Consider the following 18,527-nt stretch of genomic DNA (forward strand, 5'->3'; position numbering starts at 1 on the left):
TCCATAAAATTACTGACTCTGTTTGAGCCATTCCAACATTGGGGCGAGACCATTTACGCTGATCAGACTTTGCCCCTGTCCGATCTGATCCACCTTACGGACTTCGAGTTTACCTCCAATCGGTTTGAAATAATAACCATCGTAAGCGCAGAATGACCCGGTTTGGCTGTAAAGCAGGTTTTCACGCGCCGGTGCAACAAAGGTGATTCCTTCCCGGGTAAGGGCACAATTGGAGATGGGAAGTTCCTCCGCCCAAGTACCGGGTTTACTGCCGCGTCCGTAATAGTATGCCAGGCCGGCTAGAGACGGTGGCTCATTGAAGCCGAATATGAATGATTGCTTCTCATGATCGAACAGGAGCTGTGATCCATCTGTTAGAAGAAGGGCGGAACTCTCGCCGTGATGCACGATGTGTGCAATGGAATTACGACCGAGCAGGGGGAAGTGCTTTCGAAGCGAGGCTTCAAATTTATCCTGCGTGTAGAAGTTGGCCATGTCAGGCCCCATGGTTGCCAGCGGCTCTAGAGGTTCTTTCCTGTCCAACTTCAAGCCCAACCGATCAACCGCATGCTTTACAACCGCCTCTCGCTCCGAGTCGACGGTGTTTTGGTAGCAGAGCATGCTGGATTTATCAGAGATCCCCTCGAAACAGAGATATTTTTCTTTCGCCCAGATATCGGATGATCCGAGAGATGCTAGAAGTATCAGAATTGATTTCGCCGCAATGGCGGTTCCGTGATTTCGATTCATTGTTTTCCAGAGTTTGCCAATATGCGAGTACGTCCAACCCTTGTGCGGTTTTAAGGGAATCTCCGCTTTCAAGTGTTGTGATAACCATGCTAAGTAATACTTAGTGGTCGGACAAGCAAAATCTAAACCTGTCTTAAGCTTTGTACAGCGGCTAAATGTCTGTTATTGGGAAGCGGCTAAAAGAAGCTCGATCACGCCTGGGGCTCTCTCAAGAGCGTCTCGGTATTCTGGCCGGCATAGATGAAATGTCGGTCAGTGCGCGGATGAGCCAGTACGAGCGTGGGGTTCATACGCTCGGGTATCCACTGGCAGAGCGCTTCGCCGAGGTATTGGAAGTGCCGGTTGAGTATCTCTATGCGAAAGACGACGCCACAGCGGAGTTGCTACTGTATTTCCATCGGCTGTCTGCAAAAGATAAAGCGCGAGTTGTAGAGATAGCGAAAAACATAGACCTTGAAAAATAAGCCCTCGATGTACATCTTTGTACCAGCGGCATGATCATGGTCTTGCTAGTTGTTGTTTTGATGTTATGTGAAAATTTGCATCCTAGCCCCATGTGGCGGAGTGGTGGACACCGCCAACAGAATTTACTACTGATTCCACTCAGGCAATTGCCCATGCAATGAGTCCTAGCACCAGCCCTACCAGCAGGAAGATCAAGCCTTTGATCATCAGTGATTTCGGGTATGAGGCTTCCTTGTAAATTAGGGAGTATGGAAATCCCGTTATCGGACCGAGAATAATCGCCGATAAGCCCCAACCCCAGCGGTTGTTACCCAACGCCGTAAGCGCAGCCATCAGGCCACCGAACCAGAAGAGCGTAATACCGATTACCAGGATGATGAATATCGGTATGGTCAGCCACTGGTTGGCGAGAAACACCTTTAGAATTTCTTCTTGCATAATTTTTCCGAGACATATTTTGTCGCGAGTGTAACAGGGTTGAGTACAACAGAGTACAGGCCGTACTACCAGACGCCCGCGCTCCGCAAGGCCTGCATCAATTTCTCGGCAATCTCAAACCGTGGCACCTCCGCCGCATTGGTCAGCACTACGATACCGTTGCGTTCCTGTGGATAACTGATCAGCAGCGACTTGTACCCGCGCAGACTACCCAGGTGCTGGGCTACGACTCTGTCGTCTTTCTTATAGACCTGCCATGCCAGTGCAACCTGGACATCTCCCCATGGCGTGTCCGCACGTGGTTGCAGCATTTCCGCATAACTGGGCGCGGTCAGAATACTGTCGTCCTGGTTCAGTGTGGCGCTGAGCCAAAGACCCAGATCTCCGGCACTGGAGACCAATCCTTCACTGGGATAAAAGCCAGGATCGAAAGCCCGCCGTTGCGCCTGAGTCAGAACCTTACCCTGATAGGTTGGCTGTGCAGAGGGTGCTATACCATGCTGACCATCATAGTAGCCGCTGTGTCGCATATGACTGGGCTCCAGTATGTGTTGTTCCACATACTGATCGAAGGGCATACCGGACACCGCACTGACGATGGCTCCCAGCAGGTTAAATCCGGTATCGCTGTATTCGAAATTATGAACGGCAGTATCAGGCGTGCCTTGAGCCACTATCAGCGACAGATAATCGGCTTGCGAACGACGCTGTGAAGTGTCCACAGGCCGTACTGCATCCTTGATTCCCGCAGTATGGGTGAGCAGTTGGACGATGGTTATAGGGGAACCCTCGAACAAGGGAAGATGCTTTGATACCGGGTCGGACAGTTTTAGTTTTCCTGCCTCCACCAGCTGCATGATGGATTGCGCGGTAAAAAGCTTGGAAATAGATGCGATACGAAACGTAGTCTCGCTGGTGACCGGCAACTGCCGATCTTCATCGATGTAACCCGCACCGCCCGCATACACCAGTTCCCCGGAAGCGATCACCGATACCGCCAGTGCCGGAATCTGAAACCCGGCTCTTAACTCGGCGAGCGTTCGATCAAGTGCCGCCTGTGCGGGCTCATCAATAGCCAGCCCCGGCTGTGACAGCAGGGCGAGCAACAGCAGAAGTGCTCTGAACGGATACAATGGCTATCTCCTTATATATTCGGGGTTACCCCGTCCTGCCGGCGCTGATGCAGGTACTTCCTGCAACTGCTATTGAGGCCGAGTTCAAATTCACGTCTTGAACCCGAGCGGTCGCTTAATCGGTAGCCAGCCGAAGTGCACCAGTAGAATCCAGTTCATTATTCAGAGCGGGCGCCTTGTCCTTGAGTACTTTCATCGCCGCACGCTTGGCAGCAGGCTGGACGAGGGTAATGCTGTCTACTTGCTCGACTTCGAGTGTTGACCAAAGTTCACCCAGTACGGTGCCGATACGGATGAGGAAGAAATCGCTATTGATGTTACACATGGCCATATACTCGAGGGGACCAAGAATATCCCCAATGTCATGCTTGAGTATTTCAGGAAGTACCGCCAAACGCTGGTCATCACTCAGTTTGTCATCGTCCAACTGATCCAGCAGTTTAAAAAGCTCTCTCTTGTTTTTGTCGAGAGACCGTTCCTGAATTTTTTTGTAAAGCAGCTGCAGAGATAACAGCGAAAAAAGAATCATCGCCGGCAAGGCGTAGCGCATTGCATTTTCGTGCTTGCTGCGAATTTTCGGAGCCACATCCTCATAGGCAATGATCTGCTGGCCGTCGATGGTTAGATCCCAGAGGCGATAACTGTCGCCTTCCGGCTTGCCAAGGGCCGTAACCCGCATATCTTTTTCAAACAGCTTTTCGCCCCATTTGTGGTTGCAGAGGCAATCGTAACTGACGTCAAGGTTGCCGCTATCGGTGCGAATTACTCCGCTGCTCTTGCCGATTTTCTGTACTGAACCACTTATTGGAATCAGGTTGTGCTTTTCTGGGGCTGGATTCATGAATGCTTCGAAAGAAGTACAAAGCAGAAAAAGCGCTACCCATGGAGCGATGTTGACAAAAAACTGGTAAATCGGATGCGAGAATAATTTCTGCATTTTTCTTCCTTGAGATTACAGCAGGAGAATGTGCGAATTTACTAAGATGGAACTCAAATCGGTATCAATACCTGTGTCCATTTATGGGGTCATGTTAATGGTTGAACCATTCTGCAATCTGGAAATGCCGAACAGCCCAAGAATTTCTTGCCCGCATTCGCACCACGCTTGCTGGTGCGCTTGAGCATTCTGCACCCACATTTTGGGCAGAGCTTTTCCGCCAAAGGATTATTGCGGGCTTCAAGTTGTTGCACATGTCGCCGATGCGTATCCCGTGTGGGCGCAAGGCGGCCGGATTGGATCTGGTCAACAATGGCCTCAACTTCGTTTTCGGTAAGCACTGGTGTCGTGAATGATTTAACGTAGCGGATATAACCGCCTTCTTTGGTGACGTTGGCTGGCATCGGTGTTTTAAAGGTACTATTCCCGACAAATACCACTACGGAGTGAATGGTATCTGTGGAAACATCAAGCAGCGCTTCCAACGCCTTTACATGCTTGTAGTTCTGTCTGAGAGGGTTCTGGAACTTGAATGACTTTTTATAGATCCGCTGGGTCCACTGTGCCTGATTCTCGCCACCAAAAATCCAGCCTTGCATATTCTTGGTTTCCACTACGAAAATGCCGAAGCGTGACACAAAGATATGGTCTATCTGCGTGGAGCCGCCCGGGGTCTCCAGCGTAACATTGTGTACTCGTCGATATACGCCTGCGGGTAGAAGTAATCGGCCAAAAAATTTGGCCAGTACCTCACCCCAGAATCCTTTGAACCAAGGTGATTTCAAGATGCTGGCGATCATGGCTATAGGAACTAGCCAGGATGCTATCGACAGTACTTGATTGATGAGTGGATCGAAATTCATTTTTAATTTCGTTAAGTCAAGACTTAATCTTTGTCCGTTTGCGCCATAGCCACTTGTTTAGAACTATGGTTTGCAAAGTATATGAGCTTGGACCCCAAAATCTTTACATGAACTAATAAAAGTGTTGATTAACCATATTAGTTGTATATAGTGGGGTTTACATTTCTGACCGCTAGCGAGCTTGGTTAGCTCACTATGCAACTGTATTTTCCTCAGGAATGGTGTTGCTAAAACTACTTTCTTTATTGAGTTAGGGTTCTGATTAACAGAATCAATAGCTTGTCCTAATTCCGACCAATCATTAGCGCCAATAACTCTCTTAATTCCTGTGTCTTCATAGTTTTTACACCACTCATTATCGTACTTCACTTTGTATGAACTTTTTTCCGCTTGGGTTCGTCCAATATTTTTCAAAGCTTGCGCAACCACTTCATGAAAAGCGCTAGCTCCATAAGTATCTTTTTTAATGAATTTAGAATGTATAAAGGAGATAGAGGGAGTAGCACTAGACTTATCAATGGCAATATGATCGGCCCACTCATCATTCATATCATCACATATGATAATATCGTGTTGGCTACAATACTTGTCTTCTATAGCTCTAAATAAAGATTTTTCTGGAAATCTTGTCAAATGAGTAGCGTGTGGTTTTTCCTTTTCACTAGAAACACTAGAAAAATCATAGCTGTCATCAAACACATTCAGAATAGATGGGATATTGTTCAGCAGCTGCTTGTCTTCAAAGCATGACCGGGAGAAATATGAATATTTGGGAGAGTCAAAGACTGCAGAAAAAGGTTTGCTTCTATTAATAAAAGATCCAATGCTAATATTTGGAACTCCATTTTCCACAATAGTAATCTGATCTAGTATCTTATTTTTAATAGTTATCACACTTTTTGAATAACTCACCTTTCCGGCTAAGATTACCCCCTTACTTTTCAAAACGTCTCCGTCGACCTGTAGAGGCGCCTTTAGATGGTTGAAGAATCTATTGAGCTCTTTCGTGTTAAACTTTTTTCCGTTTTCTCTTTGTAGCTCGGCAACGCCGGAAATAACTTTGTTCTCTATTTCAGTCAAATCTAGCAAAATAGCTACAACTTTATGGCCTCTATCAATAATTTCCTTCAAGCAAATAGGGGAGGAGAAGTTACTTATAAACTCACATGAATCTGTTGTTGCCTTTATTTCTTCTTTTACTTCAAACGCCCAATTAATTAATTCATCAAGTCCGTTTTTTTTATCGCGATGGATAACCCTTGAGGTACTCGGAGTTAGGGTGTATGAGTTTTGTCCAACTCTCATTCTGAAGCTAGTAGGGATTGATCTGCTTGAGGAATTAGTGGGTAGTATCCCATTTAAATTTTTTGCTTCTAATGACCGAGCCTTAATAACAGAATTAGATATGTTCATATTTCTCATTGTTACCCGCTCGTATTCTGGATTTTTATTTCCATGTAAATGACAAAATTTTTCGTAATCATATTCATCAATGAATCTAGAAAAGTAATCCTCTGGAGAATTCACATATTTTTTTAGGATTATCAATGCATCATCAAGCTCAATTAACAGTAAATAAGCATACTTATATTCTTTAGTGGTAGTTCCCTCTAAAAAAGATGGTTCAGTTTCAATTTTATATGAGCACAAAGAATATGTTGCTTGTCTTCCTGAAGTTGTTTGAAAATCTTCCTTTATATCATTTATTAAGTAGTTTCCAATGCGATTCTTGGAAATGTCTCTAAAGGAGTCGGTAACCGATTGGCGGCTCAAGGGTTTTTTCAAACTATAGAATTGTCCATTTTTCTTTAAGCTCAAATTTTTTATCATTTTTAGAAGCCTTTTCTTTGTGGATTCGAAGGGGGTTAAATGGGCCGAATTTCTAGATTTTTTGGTATCTGATTCTATTGTTATTGCGTTGATTATTTTCCCAGTATTTTTGTACTTACCGCCACGCACCGATGATTACTTGTAGTCTTACTTAGCAAAATCTTTGGCTGTCAATTTCAAGTACTCTTTATTTTCACCAAAGCTAGCCAACGCTAAGATTTGTTGTCCTAATCAGAGCTAAAAGCGGACTACAGATCGCTGCGCCTACGTGGGATCGATAATATACGTGCTCGGATATATCAAATTGATGGTATGGCAAGATAGTGGTCATGATTTATCCTTTTTGTTGGTGACCTACCTAGATAAGAAATGGGACGTTCGTCACAGTTTCTGCCTTTCTCGTTTTATAGCGCGCGGGCTGTCGGCTGGCAAGATATGTGTAAGCGCGTGTAATTTCCGAAGTTTGCACTCACTTACCTCGTGAGGCGCAAGTGCATTACATATCTGAACATTGTCGTAGAGGCGTTCGCGAATTTTATATGCGGGGTGAGGATGTTTGGCCTGACAGAAGGTGCTGGCCATTGCTTTACTTGTCGGGAATTAATGCGCAAATGGGAATCCACTGCACGGGATATGACGCTAGAACAAGCCCGGGACCTTCCCGGGCAGGTTTTATAAGGTTACCTCAACCAATCGGACAAGCCGCATTCTCCCCCTCACCCCAAGCCATCACCGGCTGCATAAACCAGTCTGAGCCCCACGGCGAATAGCCGGTAATCGACACGCCGGTATCCTGCTGCTGCTCCACATTGATCACTGCGACGATATTGCCGCCTTTGTGTTGTGGGCCGGTGAGGCCCAGGGCTTCTCTGCGGATGGTGAACTGGGTGAGGGTGTCGGTGACGGCGGTGATGGCGTAGTGCCAGATGCCGGAGGCGCCGCCGATAAGGTTGTCGAGGGTATTGATGGTGGCGTCCTGGCGGATGCCTTCCACACAGGTGTCCATATTGATCTGCAGGTTGCGCACGGAATCCCGGTAGGGGATGGCGGGGGTGGTGCTGTATACCCGGCCGAAGGCGGAGTCGCTCAGTTTTTCGGCAAATTCGTCGGGGTTGTTGGGGGGCAGCAGTGTGGCGCAGCCCTGTAGAACGGTGGCCCCAAGTAGCAGGGAAAGAGTCTTTTTCATGTGGGATCTGCTCTTTTAGTGTTGTTTATTATCTGGCGGCGGAAGCGTGCTTCCGGCAGAACGCTGGACCGGTTGGCCGGTCGGAATGGCGTCTGCAGGCCGTTTGACGTGTGTTATATCACGCAAGCCGTTGGCGGACGATAGTGCGTGCGCGGATATGTGGACTACGCCGATCCGGCGCTCTCACTGAGGGCGCCTGTGGAAGCGGCACAGAGAAAGGAGGGCGGCATTGCTCTTTGCCGCCCTCCGGGGTTGTGGATCAGTCGGTTACTCTCAGTAAGCTTGCTTGGCGTGCCCTGCCAGCGTATCGCAATAGCCGCTGTTGCTTGCGGGCATATAGAAGGCGCGGTCGACCGCCTCGTAACCAAAACTCGCCACCTGCGCATCGGCTTCCGCGCTGTAGCCCTGGCCGATCAGGTCGAAGTAGGGGCGATAGTCCAGGCCGGTGGCGCGGCTAGCGGTGATCAGCAACCAGTCGTTGTTGTCGATAGCGTTGGCCTGGGTGCGGGTGTAGCTGCCGAAGCCCAGTGCGTCCTTGCCGGCGGCCCAGTCGGTGTCGTTGCCCTTCGCGGCGTTGAACGTGCGCTCGAGGATGTGCAGCCTCGGGATCAGGTTCCAGCCGTCCGTCAGTGCGCCCTCCTCTTCGGCGTGCATCATCATTTCAATGATCAGCGCTACGCCGTAGTTCCAGCTGCTGTAGCCGCGGGCGGCCATATAGGCGGCGGGGTCGGGCTCACTCCGGCTGGCCTGGATGTCGGCACTGATGGTGTCAAACGGCAGGCTCTGGCAGTTGGCGGCCACACCGTCTTCGTCCTGCGCGCGGGATTTGGCGTAGTAGGAGTAGAAGTTGGTGGTGGCGTGGCCTTCAAAGCCGTTGAACTTGAAGCGGCCGCTCTCCACGGTGTGCCCGACTTCGTGCAGGTCGCCGTGGCCGAGGATGGAGAAATCCCAGGTGGCGTCGTAGGGGTTGCCGGAGCAGCCGGCACCGCAGGCGGACTGGTCCATATTGCCGTGGTGCACCTGGTCCCAGGTTGCGAGAGTGAAGCCGTTGCCGGTGGCGAAGTCGTGTATCTCCGGCACGGCGTCGATGTCTTCACCCTGCACGCCGGTGAGTACGCGGAAGTAGTTGTGGTGGTACTTGGTGAGATAGCGTTCCAGCTCGCTCGGGGTGTCCCAGCGGCTGTCCTGGGCCAGGGTGTTGGCCATGCGGCTGTTGAGGGAGTGGATCTCGAAATAGTCGGTGGCGATCTCCGCCCAGTCGTACTGGTCTGAGGCCAGTGCCGCGGCGAACGCCGCGTCGTCACCGCCGGTTTTCCAGAAGGGGTGCAGGCCCACGTTCTCGAAGGCGAACGTCATGGCGGTGCCCTTGTCGGCGAAGCCGATCTGCACCGGGCCGCCGTAGGGGGAGGTGAGCACCAGCGTTTCCCCGGCCTTTATCGGTATGCGCTGGGACTGCAGGAACTTGGGCCGCACGTAACCCCATGTGTTGCCACTGGTTGAGGGGTACATATGGCGGGTGGAACTGTCGCGCTGGGTGTTGATGAACACGCTGGCGGCAACCCCGCTGTTGTTGTCGGTGCGGGTGACGGTGATGGTCTGGCCTGGCAGGGCGTAGACGCCGGCGGCGCGGAACGGGCGGCGGCTGGTAACGGCGACGGTTTTGTTCGCGGGCGTAATATGGCTGAAGTCGGAACGGCTGAAGCTGCCGAGGTCCGGCTGCCCTGGGTTGTGCGCGCGGGTGGTGTACACCATGCCGTCGGCGAAATAGCTTTTCAGGAAGTCGACCGTGGGGGTCTGGTCTTTCCACATGGGGAAGTCCACGGTTTCGCGGTACTTGTCGGCAAGCAGGATCAGCAGTTTTTCGAGGTGGTATTTACCGGTTACCGCAAAGATATCCACAGCCCGCTGATCGAAGCGCTGAGGGATACCGCGCAGCGTATTGGCAATGGTGCGGAATTCGCTGTCGTAGGCCGGCAGGTTGCCGCAGTTGTTGTCCTCGTCGGCGCATTGGCTGATCTGGAAGCTAAAGCTGTTGTCCTTGAAGCGCCCTACCAGTCTGGCCACCCCGGTGAGGGTGGAGTGGCTTGCGCGCATTTCGGTGGCGGAGGTCCACTTGGCCGCGTCTTCAGAGAAGTAGTTGCCTGCACCGCCGGGGCTTTCCGTCTGCACCTCGAAGAAATGGAGGATGGGATTGGTGAGCGCGGTGGAATTCCAGCTGTTGGTGTGCACATACAACAGTGACTGCTGGTTCGCCACCGCATGCGCCAGCGCCGCGGAAACGGATGCCTCCGCCATGGCGGTATCGGCCGCGCCGGTGATGATCAAATGGGCACCATTGAGGCAGCCGGCCAGCTCGGCCTCGACGGTACAGCGGGTAATGGCGACGTTGGGGTTCTGCGCCTGCAGCCAGTGCTCGCTGGCGTTCATGTTGCTGGAACTCATCTGCATCAGTGCAATGTTCACGGTGCCCTGGTTGGAAAGAGCCACGCCTTTCGGGGCCAGCAGCCAGTCGAGCAGGCTTACCATCGGCTGCGCAAATGCCGCGTGGCCGCCGCCATCGAGCTCGACAATCACATTGTCGCCGAGGGCGACGGTGCGGTACTGGTCTTTATCGGTGGCGGTGACAAAGCTATTGCCCTTGTTGCCCACCACCACTTGCAGCACGTCGCCGAGGCTGTCGAGGGAGAAGTAACGAGAATTCCTGCCGGGATCGAATACCACCGCGTCTGCCCCAAAGATTTCTTCGTGCAGTGCGGCAATGCTTTGCTGGCGTTCGGCAACCCGTTCGAGGATACGCTGTTCCAACTTGCTCGCGTCTGTCGGCAGTAGTGTGGGGTCGCCGGTGTGTACGGCTTCGGCGATGCGGTCTTTGAGGGTGACGGTGATGGTGTCGCTGTCGCTATCACTGGCATTGCTTGCGGTAAGGCGGAATTCGAAAGTCTCCGTCTGCATGGAGGGGGCGTAAGTCACATCGGTCGCCGCCGTATTGGGTGTGGCAAAGGTCACGCTTGGGCCGGATACCTGCTGCCACTGGTAGCTGAGGGGGCCGTCGCCGGTTGCACTGCCGCTCAGGCGGAGCGCCTGGTCGTTGTACTGGGTGATCTGTTCCGGCAGATCCACGGAAAGCGGGGATGGGTTGGAGTCGTCACCGCCGCCTCCACCGCCATTATCTCCGCCGTCGTCGCCGGGTGTTTCCACGCTGTCGCCCGGCGAGGCGTTGTCAGATGAGCCGCCACCGCCGCCACCGCAGCCGACGAGTGCGAGGAGCGCGAATATCAGGAATGATTTTTTTATGTGGTGAGTGAGCATTGTGTTCCTTGATTGAAACTTCACATCCAGGTTCATTTTTTCAAGAGGGAGCGCCGATTCTACGGGCGATTGAAGTGGCGCATTGTGCGCAATTCTTCACAACGCGCTTGCGCTCTGACGCTTGGGGAGGAGTTTTTGGTGCGTTTGGGATATCGGTCATCTTTTGAAGATGCTGACCGTGGAATTGGCTGGCAGGGGCAAACAAAAACGGGCGCCGCAGCGCCCGTTTTTTAGTGGGTGAATCTAGCCCGGGACTAGAGCTGGTAGCTCCAGCCCAGCTGCAGTATCTCGTCGTCTACCCCAAAAGGCAGCCGCCCGGAGGAATATCCCACGAAGGCGTAACCGCGTTTGTTGTCGCTGGGCATACGCAGGGAGAACTGCGACAGGCGGCTGCGGTGCAGGTTTGCGTCTTCGATGGCTGCCTCGGCATCAATTTCCCGGAAGTAGCGGTAGTCATACGCGAGGATCACGTCCTTGCCATCGAATTGTGCCAGTGGCGTGGTGAGGGATATTTCCGCGGCGCCGCGGTAGTAACTGTCCAGTTTGCCCAGCAGTTGCTCGCGCACCGTGTCTTTCTGCGGGTCCACTTGCCCCGCGGTGAAGGATACGATCGGTTCCTCAAGCAGCAGGTCGTCACTGCCCGGGCGGCCGGTGGTGGCGCGGATGACACTCGGGACAAAATCCAGCAGGGAGTAAAATTGCCGGAATACATAGCTCTCGTGCGCGGATGGCATCTCCCACGCGGCGGTCAGGCCTGCGACGGTATTTTTGTTGGAGAAATCCTGGTCTGTCTCGTAGGTGAGTTCAGACATCAAGCGCCAACTACCGAAGGGGCATTTGTTGCGCGGCGGGGTATCTGTCACGGTGCCCGGCACCGTTCCCGGCACCGTTCCCGGCACCGTTCCCGGCACCGTTCCCGGTTCAACCGCAATCGGGCCGCCGTCATCCAGCGGGACATCGTAGCAGTCGCCCGTGGTCACCAGTGAGACGTTCATGCCGAAGCTCATCAGGTCTTTTGCGCGAATCTTGTCATCGAACGAGTAGGTGCCGCGCGCGGAAAATTTCACGGCCCCGAGCTCGAGATCCTGCACATTGAAATCCACGCCGATACCGGTGCGCTGGTTTTCACTGGAAGTCAGCGAGACGAACTTGAATGTGTTTTTGTCCGTACTTTCCGCCGTCACGGCGGCCGCGCACAACATGCCAATGGCGCACAGGCCCGACTGAATGCGTCTGTTCATTACGCGGTCTCCAGTTCATCGGCAAACACCAGGTGCTCGTCCAGCAGTTCCGCCAGGTCATTCAGGGTTTTGCCTTCCGGGGCCTTGAACAGTTCCGCCAGTTTGGTCTCCAGGGCTTTGAGGCGCGATACACGATCTTCGCCCGCAGGCAGGTTTTCGAATCCCGGGCGGTAGAAGTGAAACAGGTAGGCGGTGAACTTGTCGGCCAGATTGACCGCTTTTATATCCTGATGCAGGTCCGAGGCGTGCGGGTTGTAGTAGCGCAGCATGGCCAGTGAGTAAGTGCCGGCGCTGGCAAAAGGTGTCAGCTCCTGGTTGATCTGTGCCAGATCGTGATGCGCCAGAATGCCCCAGGCCGCACCGGCGGCCATGTTCGTTTTGTTCCATGACATAGGAATATCCCCTGATTATTGTTGTGTGGTCGTGCTGCATAGTGAGAACTGCGTCACGCAGGAGGGTACTGTGCCGCACCTGTCGCGAAAAGAGCAATTCCGGGGCTGTGGGGAAATTTGGCGGCAATTTCGTTTTTTAGGGCGAACGGACTACTGCCTTGGGCGACGCGGGCATCGGGCTTCGAGCGCGCTCTGTCTCCCGGTCACTGTCGCCCGGCGCCACCAGTCCTGCTATCTTCCAGCGCATCAAAACGCACAGGAAAGCACCATGTTCAGGAATCTTCTGGCCCCGGCAGCGTTCATTGCTGCGGCCATTGGTCTGGTCGGCTGTGACAGGCCGGCGAATGAGCCCGCCTCCAAATCCGCATCCCAGGCTGAATTCGCCATCGACTATCAACAGTTCCAGCTCGAGAACGGGCTCAACGTGCTGTTCCATGTGGACCGCTCCGATCCGGTGGTGGCGGTGTCGCTGACCGCGCATGTGGGCTCGGCGCGGGAGAAGGCCGGGCGCACGGGGTTTGCGCACCTGTTCGAACACCTGCTGTTTCTGGAATCCGAGAACCTGGGCAAGGGCGGGCTGGATGCGATGAGTGCACGTATCGGCGGTTCCGGGGCTAATGGTTCCACCTCTCGGGACGTCACTAATTACTACCAGACGGTGCCGAAAGACGCGCTGGAAAAGATGCTGTGGGCGGAGGCCGACAAGCTGGGCTGGTTCATCAACACGGTGACCGAGCCGGTACTGGCGAAAGAAAAGCAGGTGGTGAAGAACGAGAAGCGCCAGAGTTACGACAACCGCCCTACGGCCACACCCAGTACGTGATCGACCGCAATCTGTACCCGGCGGACCACCCCTACCACTGGCAGGTGATCGGTTCGCTGGAGGATCTGCAGAACGCGACCCTCGACGACGTGAAGGAATTCTTCCGCCGCTGGTATGTGCCGAACAATGTGGTGCTGGTGGTGGCGGGGGATTTCGATACCGAGCACGCCCGCACGCTGGTGGAAAAATACTTCGGCGAAATTCCCACCGGGCAGGCCATCGAGCGCGCGGCGAAGCAGCCGGCGGAATTGAAAGAGTCCAAACGCCGCTATCACGAGGACAACTTCGCCCGCGAGCCTGCCCTGACCCTGGCGTGGCCGACGGTGGAACGCTACCACCCCGACAGCTATGCGCTGTCGGTGCTGACGGAATACCTGTCCAACGGCAAACGCGCGCCCCTGTACCGGGTGCTGGTGGAAGACCAACAGCTGACTGCCGACGTGAACATGGGCGGCTACGAATCGGAACTGGCGGGGCAGACCCAGCTGGAAGTGCAGGCGTTTGAGGGCCGCGATCTGGACGAGGTGTACGCGGGGATCGGGAAGGCGTTCGCGCTGTTCGAGAAAGAGGGCATCGCCGAGGAAGACCTGCAGCGGATAAAAGCGGGCCAGGAGGTGGCCTTCTACAACAGCCTGTCCAGTGTACTGGGCAAGGGTTTCCAGCTGGCTCAGTATGAGGTTTACGCGGATAACCCCGGTTATGTCACCGAAGATATCCAGCGCTTGCTGGCCGTGACTGCCGAGGATGTGCAGCGGGTTTACGAAAAATACATCAAGGGCAAGCCCTATGTGGCGGCGAGCTTTGTGCCCAAGGGGCAGAAGGAGCTGGCGCTGGCAGACTCCACCGTGGCGGAAGTGATGGAAGAAAAGATCGTCAACGGCGCCGAGGAGCAGTTTGATGCATCCGCACAGGCGCAGTACGAGAAGACCGAGTCCCGCTTCGACCGCTCCAAAGAGCCGGCCTACGGCGATCCAGCCGAGACCGCGGTACCGACGGTATGGCGGGATAAATTCGACAACGGCCTCGCGGTATACGGTATCGAAAGCAGCGAAGTGCCCACGGTCAATTTCAGCATCGTGGTCGACGGCGGCCAGCTGCACGAGCAGCTCGACAAGACCGGCGTGGCCAACCTCACCGCCATGTTGATGGAGCGCGGCACCGCCAAACGCACTCCGGAAGAACTGGAAACCGAAATCCAGAAACTCGGTGCCAGCATCAACGTGTCCACCGGGCAGGACAGCTTCCGCTTCGACGTGACCACCCTGGCGCGCAACTTCAACGAGGTGTTCGCGCTGTTGCAGGAAATGCTGCTGGAGCCGCGCTGGGATGCGAAGGAACTGGAGCTGGCGAAGAAGAACGTCACCAGTCAGATCAAGCGCGCCGCCGCCGAGCCCAACGCCATCGCCAGCAAAACCTTTGCGCGGTTGCTGCACGGCAAGGACAGCATCCGCGGTCACAGCGGCCTCGGCACCGAGCAATCGGTGGCCGCCATCACCATGGATGATCTCAAGGCCTACTACAAAAATTACCTGTCGCCGTCCGTGGCGCGTGTGCATGTGGTGGGCGACATCAAACAGGTCGATTTCCACAGCGCACTGGCGGTTCTGGTGAAGCGCTGGCCGGCAAAGCCGGTCACCATCCCCGACCCCAAATCCGTTTCGGCGGAACCGGGTATTTATTTTGTTGATGTGCCGGGGGCCAAACAGTCCGTGCTGCGCATCGGTCGCCCGGCCATGAGCGCGCTGTCGCAGGATTATTACCCGGCGGTGTTCAGCAATTACATTCTCGGCGGTGGCGGCTTTGCCTCGCGCCTCACGCAACAGCTGCGCGAGGGCAAGGGCTACACCTACGGGATCGGTTCCAGCGTGTCTGGCGACAAGACCGAGGGTCGGTTCGCCATTGGTACCGGTGTGCGCGCGAATGTCACCGCGGAATCGGTACAGCTGATCCGCGACATTCTCCAAGACTACGCGCCCACCTACACCGAACAGGATCTGGCGACCTCGCGCTCCTATCTGACCCGCAGCAACGCCCGCGCCTTCGAGACCGCCGGCGCCAAACTCGGCCTGCTGGAAAGCATGAGTAAATACCGCTGGCCCGCGGACTATGTGCGCGAGCGCGAAGCCATCGCCAGAGCGATGACGGTAAAAGACGTGCAGGACATTGCCGACCGGTATATGCAGCCCGATTCCATGATCTGGGTTGTGGTGGGCGACCGCGCGAGCCAGTTCCGCCGCCTGGAACAACTGGGGCTCGGTAGGCTAACGTTACTGGAAGACGAAAAGCGGGTGGAGGACGCGGCATTGTCTGCTGTGGACTGAATCCCGCAAAGGCCCGGCAGCTTTGCTGCGCCGGGCCGTTTCACGGAAGAAATCCCGGGAGGTACCATGGACTACAGGCTCTATTACTGGGACCTGCCGTTTCGCGGCGTGTTTATCGAAATGCTGTTGGCGGATGTGGGTGCGGGCTACAGCAATCACGACGCCAGCGGCATTTACCCGGAGCGCAGTCTCAAACTTCACAATCCGGGCATGGCGCCGCCCTATCTCTACGACTACAAGTGCAAAAAATATTTCGCGCAGATGCCAGCCATCCTGATGCATCTGGCGCGAGACTATGACTATCTGCCAACCCGCGCCGAACTCCACACCCTGGCACTGAAGACCATCCTGGACTGCAACGACATCCTGCTGGAAATCACCAATTACCACGGCGTGAAAATGTGGGATAAAAACAGCTGGGAGGAATTCCGCCACGGCCGCCTGGCGGAATGGATGCAGATATTCGAGCATACCGGCCGCGAACACGGGTTGAAGATCGGCGACGGTTATCTGCTGGGCCCGACTATTTCCGTGGCGGACATCGCTACTGCGGCACTGTTTGGTACTTTGCTGTATGCATTCCCCGCATTGCGACAAGATCTGCAGGACAATGCTCCGCACATCGCCCACCTGGTGGACAAGGTCGAGGCGCGCGACTCCATCAAGGCCATGCTGGAAAAGCGCCGGGCGCACTGGGGGCGAAACTACTGTGGCGGGCAGATAGAAAAGTCGCTGCGCAAGATGCTGCCGGAGGGCAGCGGAGACTGAAGCGGAAATCTCAGGGTTTGATCCAGGGATTGTCCTCGCAGAAGGTGGCGATATACAGCGCTTCCACCTTGCTGCGCGCCCAGGGCGTTCTGCGCAGGAACTTCAGCGTGGATTTCACCGACGGGTCGTTCTTGAAGCAGTTGATATCTATCCGCTCCGCCAGCCCTTCCCAACCGTAGTGCTCTTCCAGCGCTTCGACAATGTCGGCGAGCTTGACTCCGTGCAGCGGATTGTTCGGTTGAGCGTCTTGCATGTCGGTATTTCCCGGGCAGAGTGTTGAAATTTTCCCGAGCGGATTATGCGTCGGTGCCCCGCCGGTATCCACATTTTCAGTAGGCATCGGGGTTGCGGATGATGGCGCGGGCGCGCTGTTGCAGCGCGGCCAGCTCGTCGCGGCGGGTGAGGAAGTGCTCACTGTCATACGTCTATGTTTCGATTCTCAGGTCATCGGCTAGCTGTTTGAGCTGCTGGTCGAGGCGGTATTCGTCGGGCAGCTGGTACTCGAATTTACGGATACCATGCTGCTGGATCAGGTTGGCAATATTGGTGCCGAGTTTCTGGGCGTTTTCCGGATGGTCGAGCCGGTAGTGGACGACTTGTTTACCGCGGACGCGCAACCATTCGGCGAAGGCCTCCATGGCCTCAAAAAAGGCGACCACCTTCTGGATATGGTGTTTTACATAGTCTGTTTCCTGGCGCATTTCAGCGATGAAGTACAGGGTGTCTTTATCGTCGCTGCGGTACCAGGAATGCTGGTGATTGAGCTGGTCGCCCAGAATGAGTCGCAGGGTTTTCACGTTGGCGCGCCAGCTCGGTAATACAGACAACCGGGCTGTACGCATACCGGTGCTGACTGGATCATTTTTCCTTGAGCAACTCGCGGGAAATGATCAGTTTCATAATTTCGTTGGTGCCAGCGTAAATACGCTGCACCCGCGCGTCCGCCCAGGCGCGGGCGATGGGATATTCCCACATATAACCGAAGCCGCCGTGCAGTTGCATGCACTCGTCCAGTAGCTTGCACTGGAAGTCAGTGGCCAGCAGTTTGGCCTTGGCGGCGGTGGATACGTCTAGTTTTTCCTCGTAGTGCAGTTCCAGACAGCGATCGACGAATACGCGCAGCGCGCTGAGTTCGCTGTCCAGTTCGGCGAGTTTGAACTGGGTGTTCTGGAATGCGGCAATGGGTTTGCCAAAGGCCTTGCGCTCGCGCACATAGTCAATGGTCCAGCCGATGGCGGCTTCGCAATTGGCGATGGCGTTGAGCGCGACGCTGAGGCGCTCCTGGGGCAGTTCCTGCATCAGGTAGATGAAACCCTGGCCCTCGCCGCCGAGCAGGTTTTCCGCGGGGATCTTTACGTCGTCAAAGAACAGCTCGGAGGTGTCCTGGGCTTTCATGCCCACTTTTTCCAGGTTGGTGCCTTTCTTGAAGCCGGGCCAGGCGGCCTCTACCAGAAACAGGCTGGTGCCGGCGGCGCCGGCCGCGGCATTGGTTTTGGCCACCACCACCACCAGGTCCGCATGCTGGCCGTTGGTGATGAAGGTTTTTGATCCGTTTAGCACATAGTGATCGCCATCTTTCACCGCGGTGGTGCGCACGCCCTGCAGGTCCGAGCCGGCACCGGGTTCGGTCATGGCGATGGCGGTAACGATGTCGCCGCTGATGCAGCCGGGCAGGTATTTCTGTTTCTGCTCCTCGGTACCGTAATTGACGATGTAGGGCACCGCGATGTCCGAGTGCAGTCCCCAGCCGATGCCGGTGAGCCCCTGGCGTGAGATTTCCTCATCCACGATGGCGTTGTAACCAAAGTCCAGCTCAAGGCCGCCGTAGGCTTCCGGCACCTGCGGGCACAGAAAGCCCATGGCACCGGCTTTGCGCCACAGTTCGCGGTCAACCTGGCCATCTTTTTCCCACTGGTGGTGAAACGGCGCCGCTTCGGTTTCGAGGAATTTACGCACGCTGTCGCGGAACTGTTCATGCTCGGGGGTGAATACGGTTCTTGGGATCATGCTGACTTCCGCTTATGGTGGCTTTTGTGGGGCTTCCGGTCTGGTGAAATGCGGTTCTGATAAC

General features: G+C 54.8%; 17 protein-coding genes. 4 read left to right on the forward strand and 13 right to left on the reverse strand.

Annotated elements, in window-relative coordinates; all coding sequences use genetic code 11:
- Window positions 1-9 precede the first annotated feature (9 nt).
- Window positions 10-822: a hypothetical protein gene (locus tag GNX18_RS16245; protein WP_166219425.1), complete on the reverse strand. Its 813-nt coding sequence runs from the start codon at window positions 820-822 to the stop codon at window positions 10-12.
- Between the two features lie 83 nt (window positions 823-905).
- On the opposite strand from GNX18_RS16245, the gene GNX18_RS16250 reads away from it, so the two are divergent.
- Window positions 906-1,214: a helix-turn-helix domain-containing protein gene (locus GNX18_RS16250; protein ID WP_166219427.1), complete on the forward strand. Its 309-nt coding sequence runs from the start codon at window positions 906-908 to the stop codon at window positions 1,212-1,214.
- Between the two features lie 139 nt (window positions 1,215-1,353).
- On the opposite strand, the gene GNX18_RS16255 is transcribed toward GNX18_RS16250, so the two are convergent.
- From GNX18_RS16255 to GNX18_RS16295, 9 genes are all read right to left on the reverse strand, one after another.
- Window positions 1,354-1,653, reverse strand: coding sequence for a hypothetical protein (locus GNX18_RS16255; protein WP_240914046.1), 300 nt, complete (start codon window positions 1,651-1,653; stop codon window positions 1,354-1,356).
- Window positions 1,654-1,718: 65 nt separating this feature from the next.
- Window positions 1,719-2,786 carry a serine hydrolase gene (locus GNX18_RS16260; RefSeq protein WP_166219429.1) on the reverse strand — a complete coding sequence of 356 codons (1,068 nt, stop codon included), beginning with the start codon at window positions 2,784-2,786 and terminating at the stop codon, window positions 1,719-1,721.
- A 115-nt stretch (window positions 2,787-2,901) separates the two neighbouring features.
- Entirely contained in the window at window positions 2,902-3,723 is an 822-nt protein-coding gene (locus GNX18_RS16265; protein WP_166219431.1) for a hypothetical protein, read from the reverse strand.
- A gap of 89 nt (window positions 3,724-3,812) precedes the next feature.
- On the reverse strand, window positions 3,813-4,586 hold the full coding sequence (locus GNX18_RS16270) for a nuclease-related domain-containing protein (protein ID WP_166219433.1): 774 nt from the start codon (window positions 4,584-4,586) through the stop codon (window positions 3,813-3,815).
- A 63-nt stretch (window positions 4,587-4,649) separates the two neighbouring features.
- A complete protein-coding gene (locus GNX18_RS16275; RefSeq protein ID WP_205827973.1) occupies window positions 4,650-6,545 on the reverse strand; it encodes a hypothetical protein in 1,896 nt (631 codons plus the stop codon).
- A gap of 556 nt (window positions 6,546-7,101) precedes the next feature.
- Entirely contained in the window at window positions 7,102-7,602 is a 501-nt protein-coding gene (locus tag GNX18_RS16280) for a hypothetical protein (protein WP_166219435.1), read from the reverse strand.
- 273 nt (window positions 7,603-7,875) lie between these two features.
- The gene (locus GNX18_RS16285) at window positions 7,876-10,911 is read right to left on the reverse strand and encodes an ImpA family metalloprotease (protein ID WP_166219437.1); all 3,036 of its coding nucleotides are present in this window, start codon (window positions 10,909-10,911) and stop codon (window positions 7,876-7,878) included.
- Window positions 10,912-11,165: 254 nt separating this feature from the next.
- Window positions 11,166-12,152 carry a hypothetical protein gene (locus tag GNX18_RS16290; protein WP_166219439.1) on the reverse strand — a complete coding sequence of 329 codons (987 nt, stop codon included), beginning with the start codon at window positions 12,150-12,152 and terminating at the stop codon, window positions 11,166-11,168.
- Window positions 12,152-12,544, reverse strand: coding sequence for a hypothetical protein (locus GNX18_RS16295; RefSeq protein ID WP_166219441.1), 393 nt, complete (start codon window positions 12,542-12,544; stop codon window positions 12,152-12,154). The genes GNX18_RS16290 and GNX18_RS16295 overlap by 1 nt, the downstream gene beginning before the upstream one ends.
- A gap of 268 nt (window positions 12,545-12,812) precedes the next feature.
- On the opposite strand from GNX18_RS16295, the gene GNX18_RS19455 reads away from it, so the two are divergent.
- From GNX18_RS19455 to GNX18_RS16305, 3 genes are all read left to right on the forward strand, one after another.
- A complete protein-coding gene (locus GNX18_RS19455; protein WP_205827975.1) occupies window positions 12,813-13,367 on the forward strand; it encodes a pitrilysin family protein in 555 nt (184 codons plus the stop codon).
- A complete protein-coding gene (locus tag GNX18_RS16300; protein WP_205827978.1) occupies window positions 13,364-15,688 on the forward strand; it encodes a pitrilysin family protein in 2,325 nt (774 codons plus the stop codon). Before GNX18_RS19455 ends, GNX18_RS16300 begins: the two co-directional genes overlap by 4 nt.
- 66 nt (window positions 15,689-15,754) lie before the next feature.
- Window positions 15,755-16,456: a glutathione S-transferase family protein gene (locus GNX18_RS16305; protein WP_166219443.1), complete on the forward strand. Its 702-nt coding sequence runs from the start codon at window positions 15,755-15,757 to the stop codon at window positions 16,454-16,456.
- Window positions 16,457-16,466: 10 nt separating this feature from the next.
- Here GNX18_RS16305 and GNX18_RS16310 read toward each other — a convergent pair whose 3' ends face one another.
- The 3 genes from GNX18_RS16310 to GNX18_RS16320 form a co-directional block, all read right to left on the reverse strand.
- Window positions 16,467-16,709, reverse strand: a complete 243-nt coding sequence (locus tag GNX18_RS16310) for a VF530 family DNA-binding protein (RefSeq protein ID WP_138235734.1) — start codon at window positions 16,707-16,709, stop codon at window positions 16,467-16,469.
- 172 nt (window positions 16,710-16,881) lie between these two features.
- Window positions 16,882-17,298, reverse strand: coding sequence for a cryptochrome/photolyase family protein (locus GNX18_RS16315; RefSeq protein WP_240914047.1), 417 nt, complete (start codon window positions 17,296-17,298; stop codon window positions 16,882-16,884).
- Window positions 17,299-17,314: 16 nt separating this feature from the next.
- Entirely contained in the window at window positions 17,315-18,463 is a 1,149-nt protein-coding gene (locus GNX18_RS16320) for an acyl-CoA dehydrogenase family protein (RefSeq protein WP_138235732.1), read from the reverse strand.
- Between the last annotated feature and the right edge of the window lie 64 nt (window positions 18,464-18,527).

Source organism: Microbulbifer sp. SH-1, from assembly GCF_011326135.1.
Lineage (GTDB): Bacteria > Pseudomonadota > Gammaproteobacteria > Pseudomonadales > Cellvibrionaceae > Microbulbifer > Microbulbifer harenosus.

Bases quoted from the DNA above. Each gene is read 5' to 3' on its own strand.
- GNX18_RS16250 (WP_166219427.1), top strand. From the start codon at position 906: ATGTCTGTTATTGGGAAGCGGCTAAAAGAAGCTCGATCACGCCTGGGG.
- GNX18_RS16255 (WP_240914046.1), bottom strand. From the start codon at position 1,653: ATGCAAGAAGAAATTCTAAAGGTGTTTCTCGCCAACCAGTGGCTGACC.
- GNX18_RS16265 (WP_166219431.1), bottom strand. From the start codon at position 3,723: ATGCAGAAATTATTCTCGCATCCGATTTACCAGTTTTTTGTCAACATC.
- GNX18_RS16270 (WP_166219433.1), bottom strand. From the start codon at position 4,586: ATGAATTTCGATCCACTCATCAATCAAGTACTGTCGATAGCATCCTGG.
- GNX18_RS16280 (WP_166219435.1), bottom strand. From the start codon at position 7,602: ATGAAAAAGACTCTTTCCCTGCTACTTGGGGCCACCGTTCTACAGGGC.
- GNX18_RS16285 (WP_166219437.1), bottom strand. From the start codon at position 10,911: ATGCTCACTCACCACATAAAAAAATCATTCCTGATATTCGCGCTCCTC.
- GNX18_RS16290 (WP_166219439.1), bottom strand. From the start codon at position 12,152: ATGAACAGACGCATTCAGTCGGGCCTGTGCGCCATTGGCATGTTGTGC.
- GNX18_RS16295 (WP_166219441.1), bottom strand. From the start codon at position 12,544: ATGTCATGGAACAAAACGAACATGGCCGCCGGTGCGGCCTGGGGCATT.
- GNX18_RS19455 (WP_205827975.1), top strand. From the start codon at position 12,813: ATGTTCAGGAATCTTCTGGCCCCGGCAGCGTTCATTGCTGCGGCCATT.
- GNX18_RS16305 (WP_166219443.1), top strand. From the start codon at position 15,755: ATGGACTACAGGCTCTATTACTGGGACCTGCCGTTTCGCGGCGTGTTT.
- GNX18_RS16310 (WP_138235734.1), bottom strand. From the start codon at position 16,709: ATGCAAGACGCTCAACCGAACAATCCGCTGCACGGAGTCAAGCTCGCC.
- GNX18_RS16315 (WP_240914047.1), bottom strand. From the start codon at position 17,298: ATGCGTACAGCCCGGTTGTCTGTATTACCGAGCTGGCGCGCCAACGTG.
- GNX18_RS16320 (WP_138235732.1), bottom strand. From the start codon at position 18,463: ATGATCCCAAGAACCGTATTCACCCCCGAGCATGAACAGTTCCGCGAC.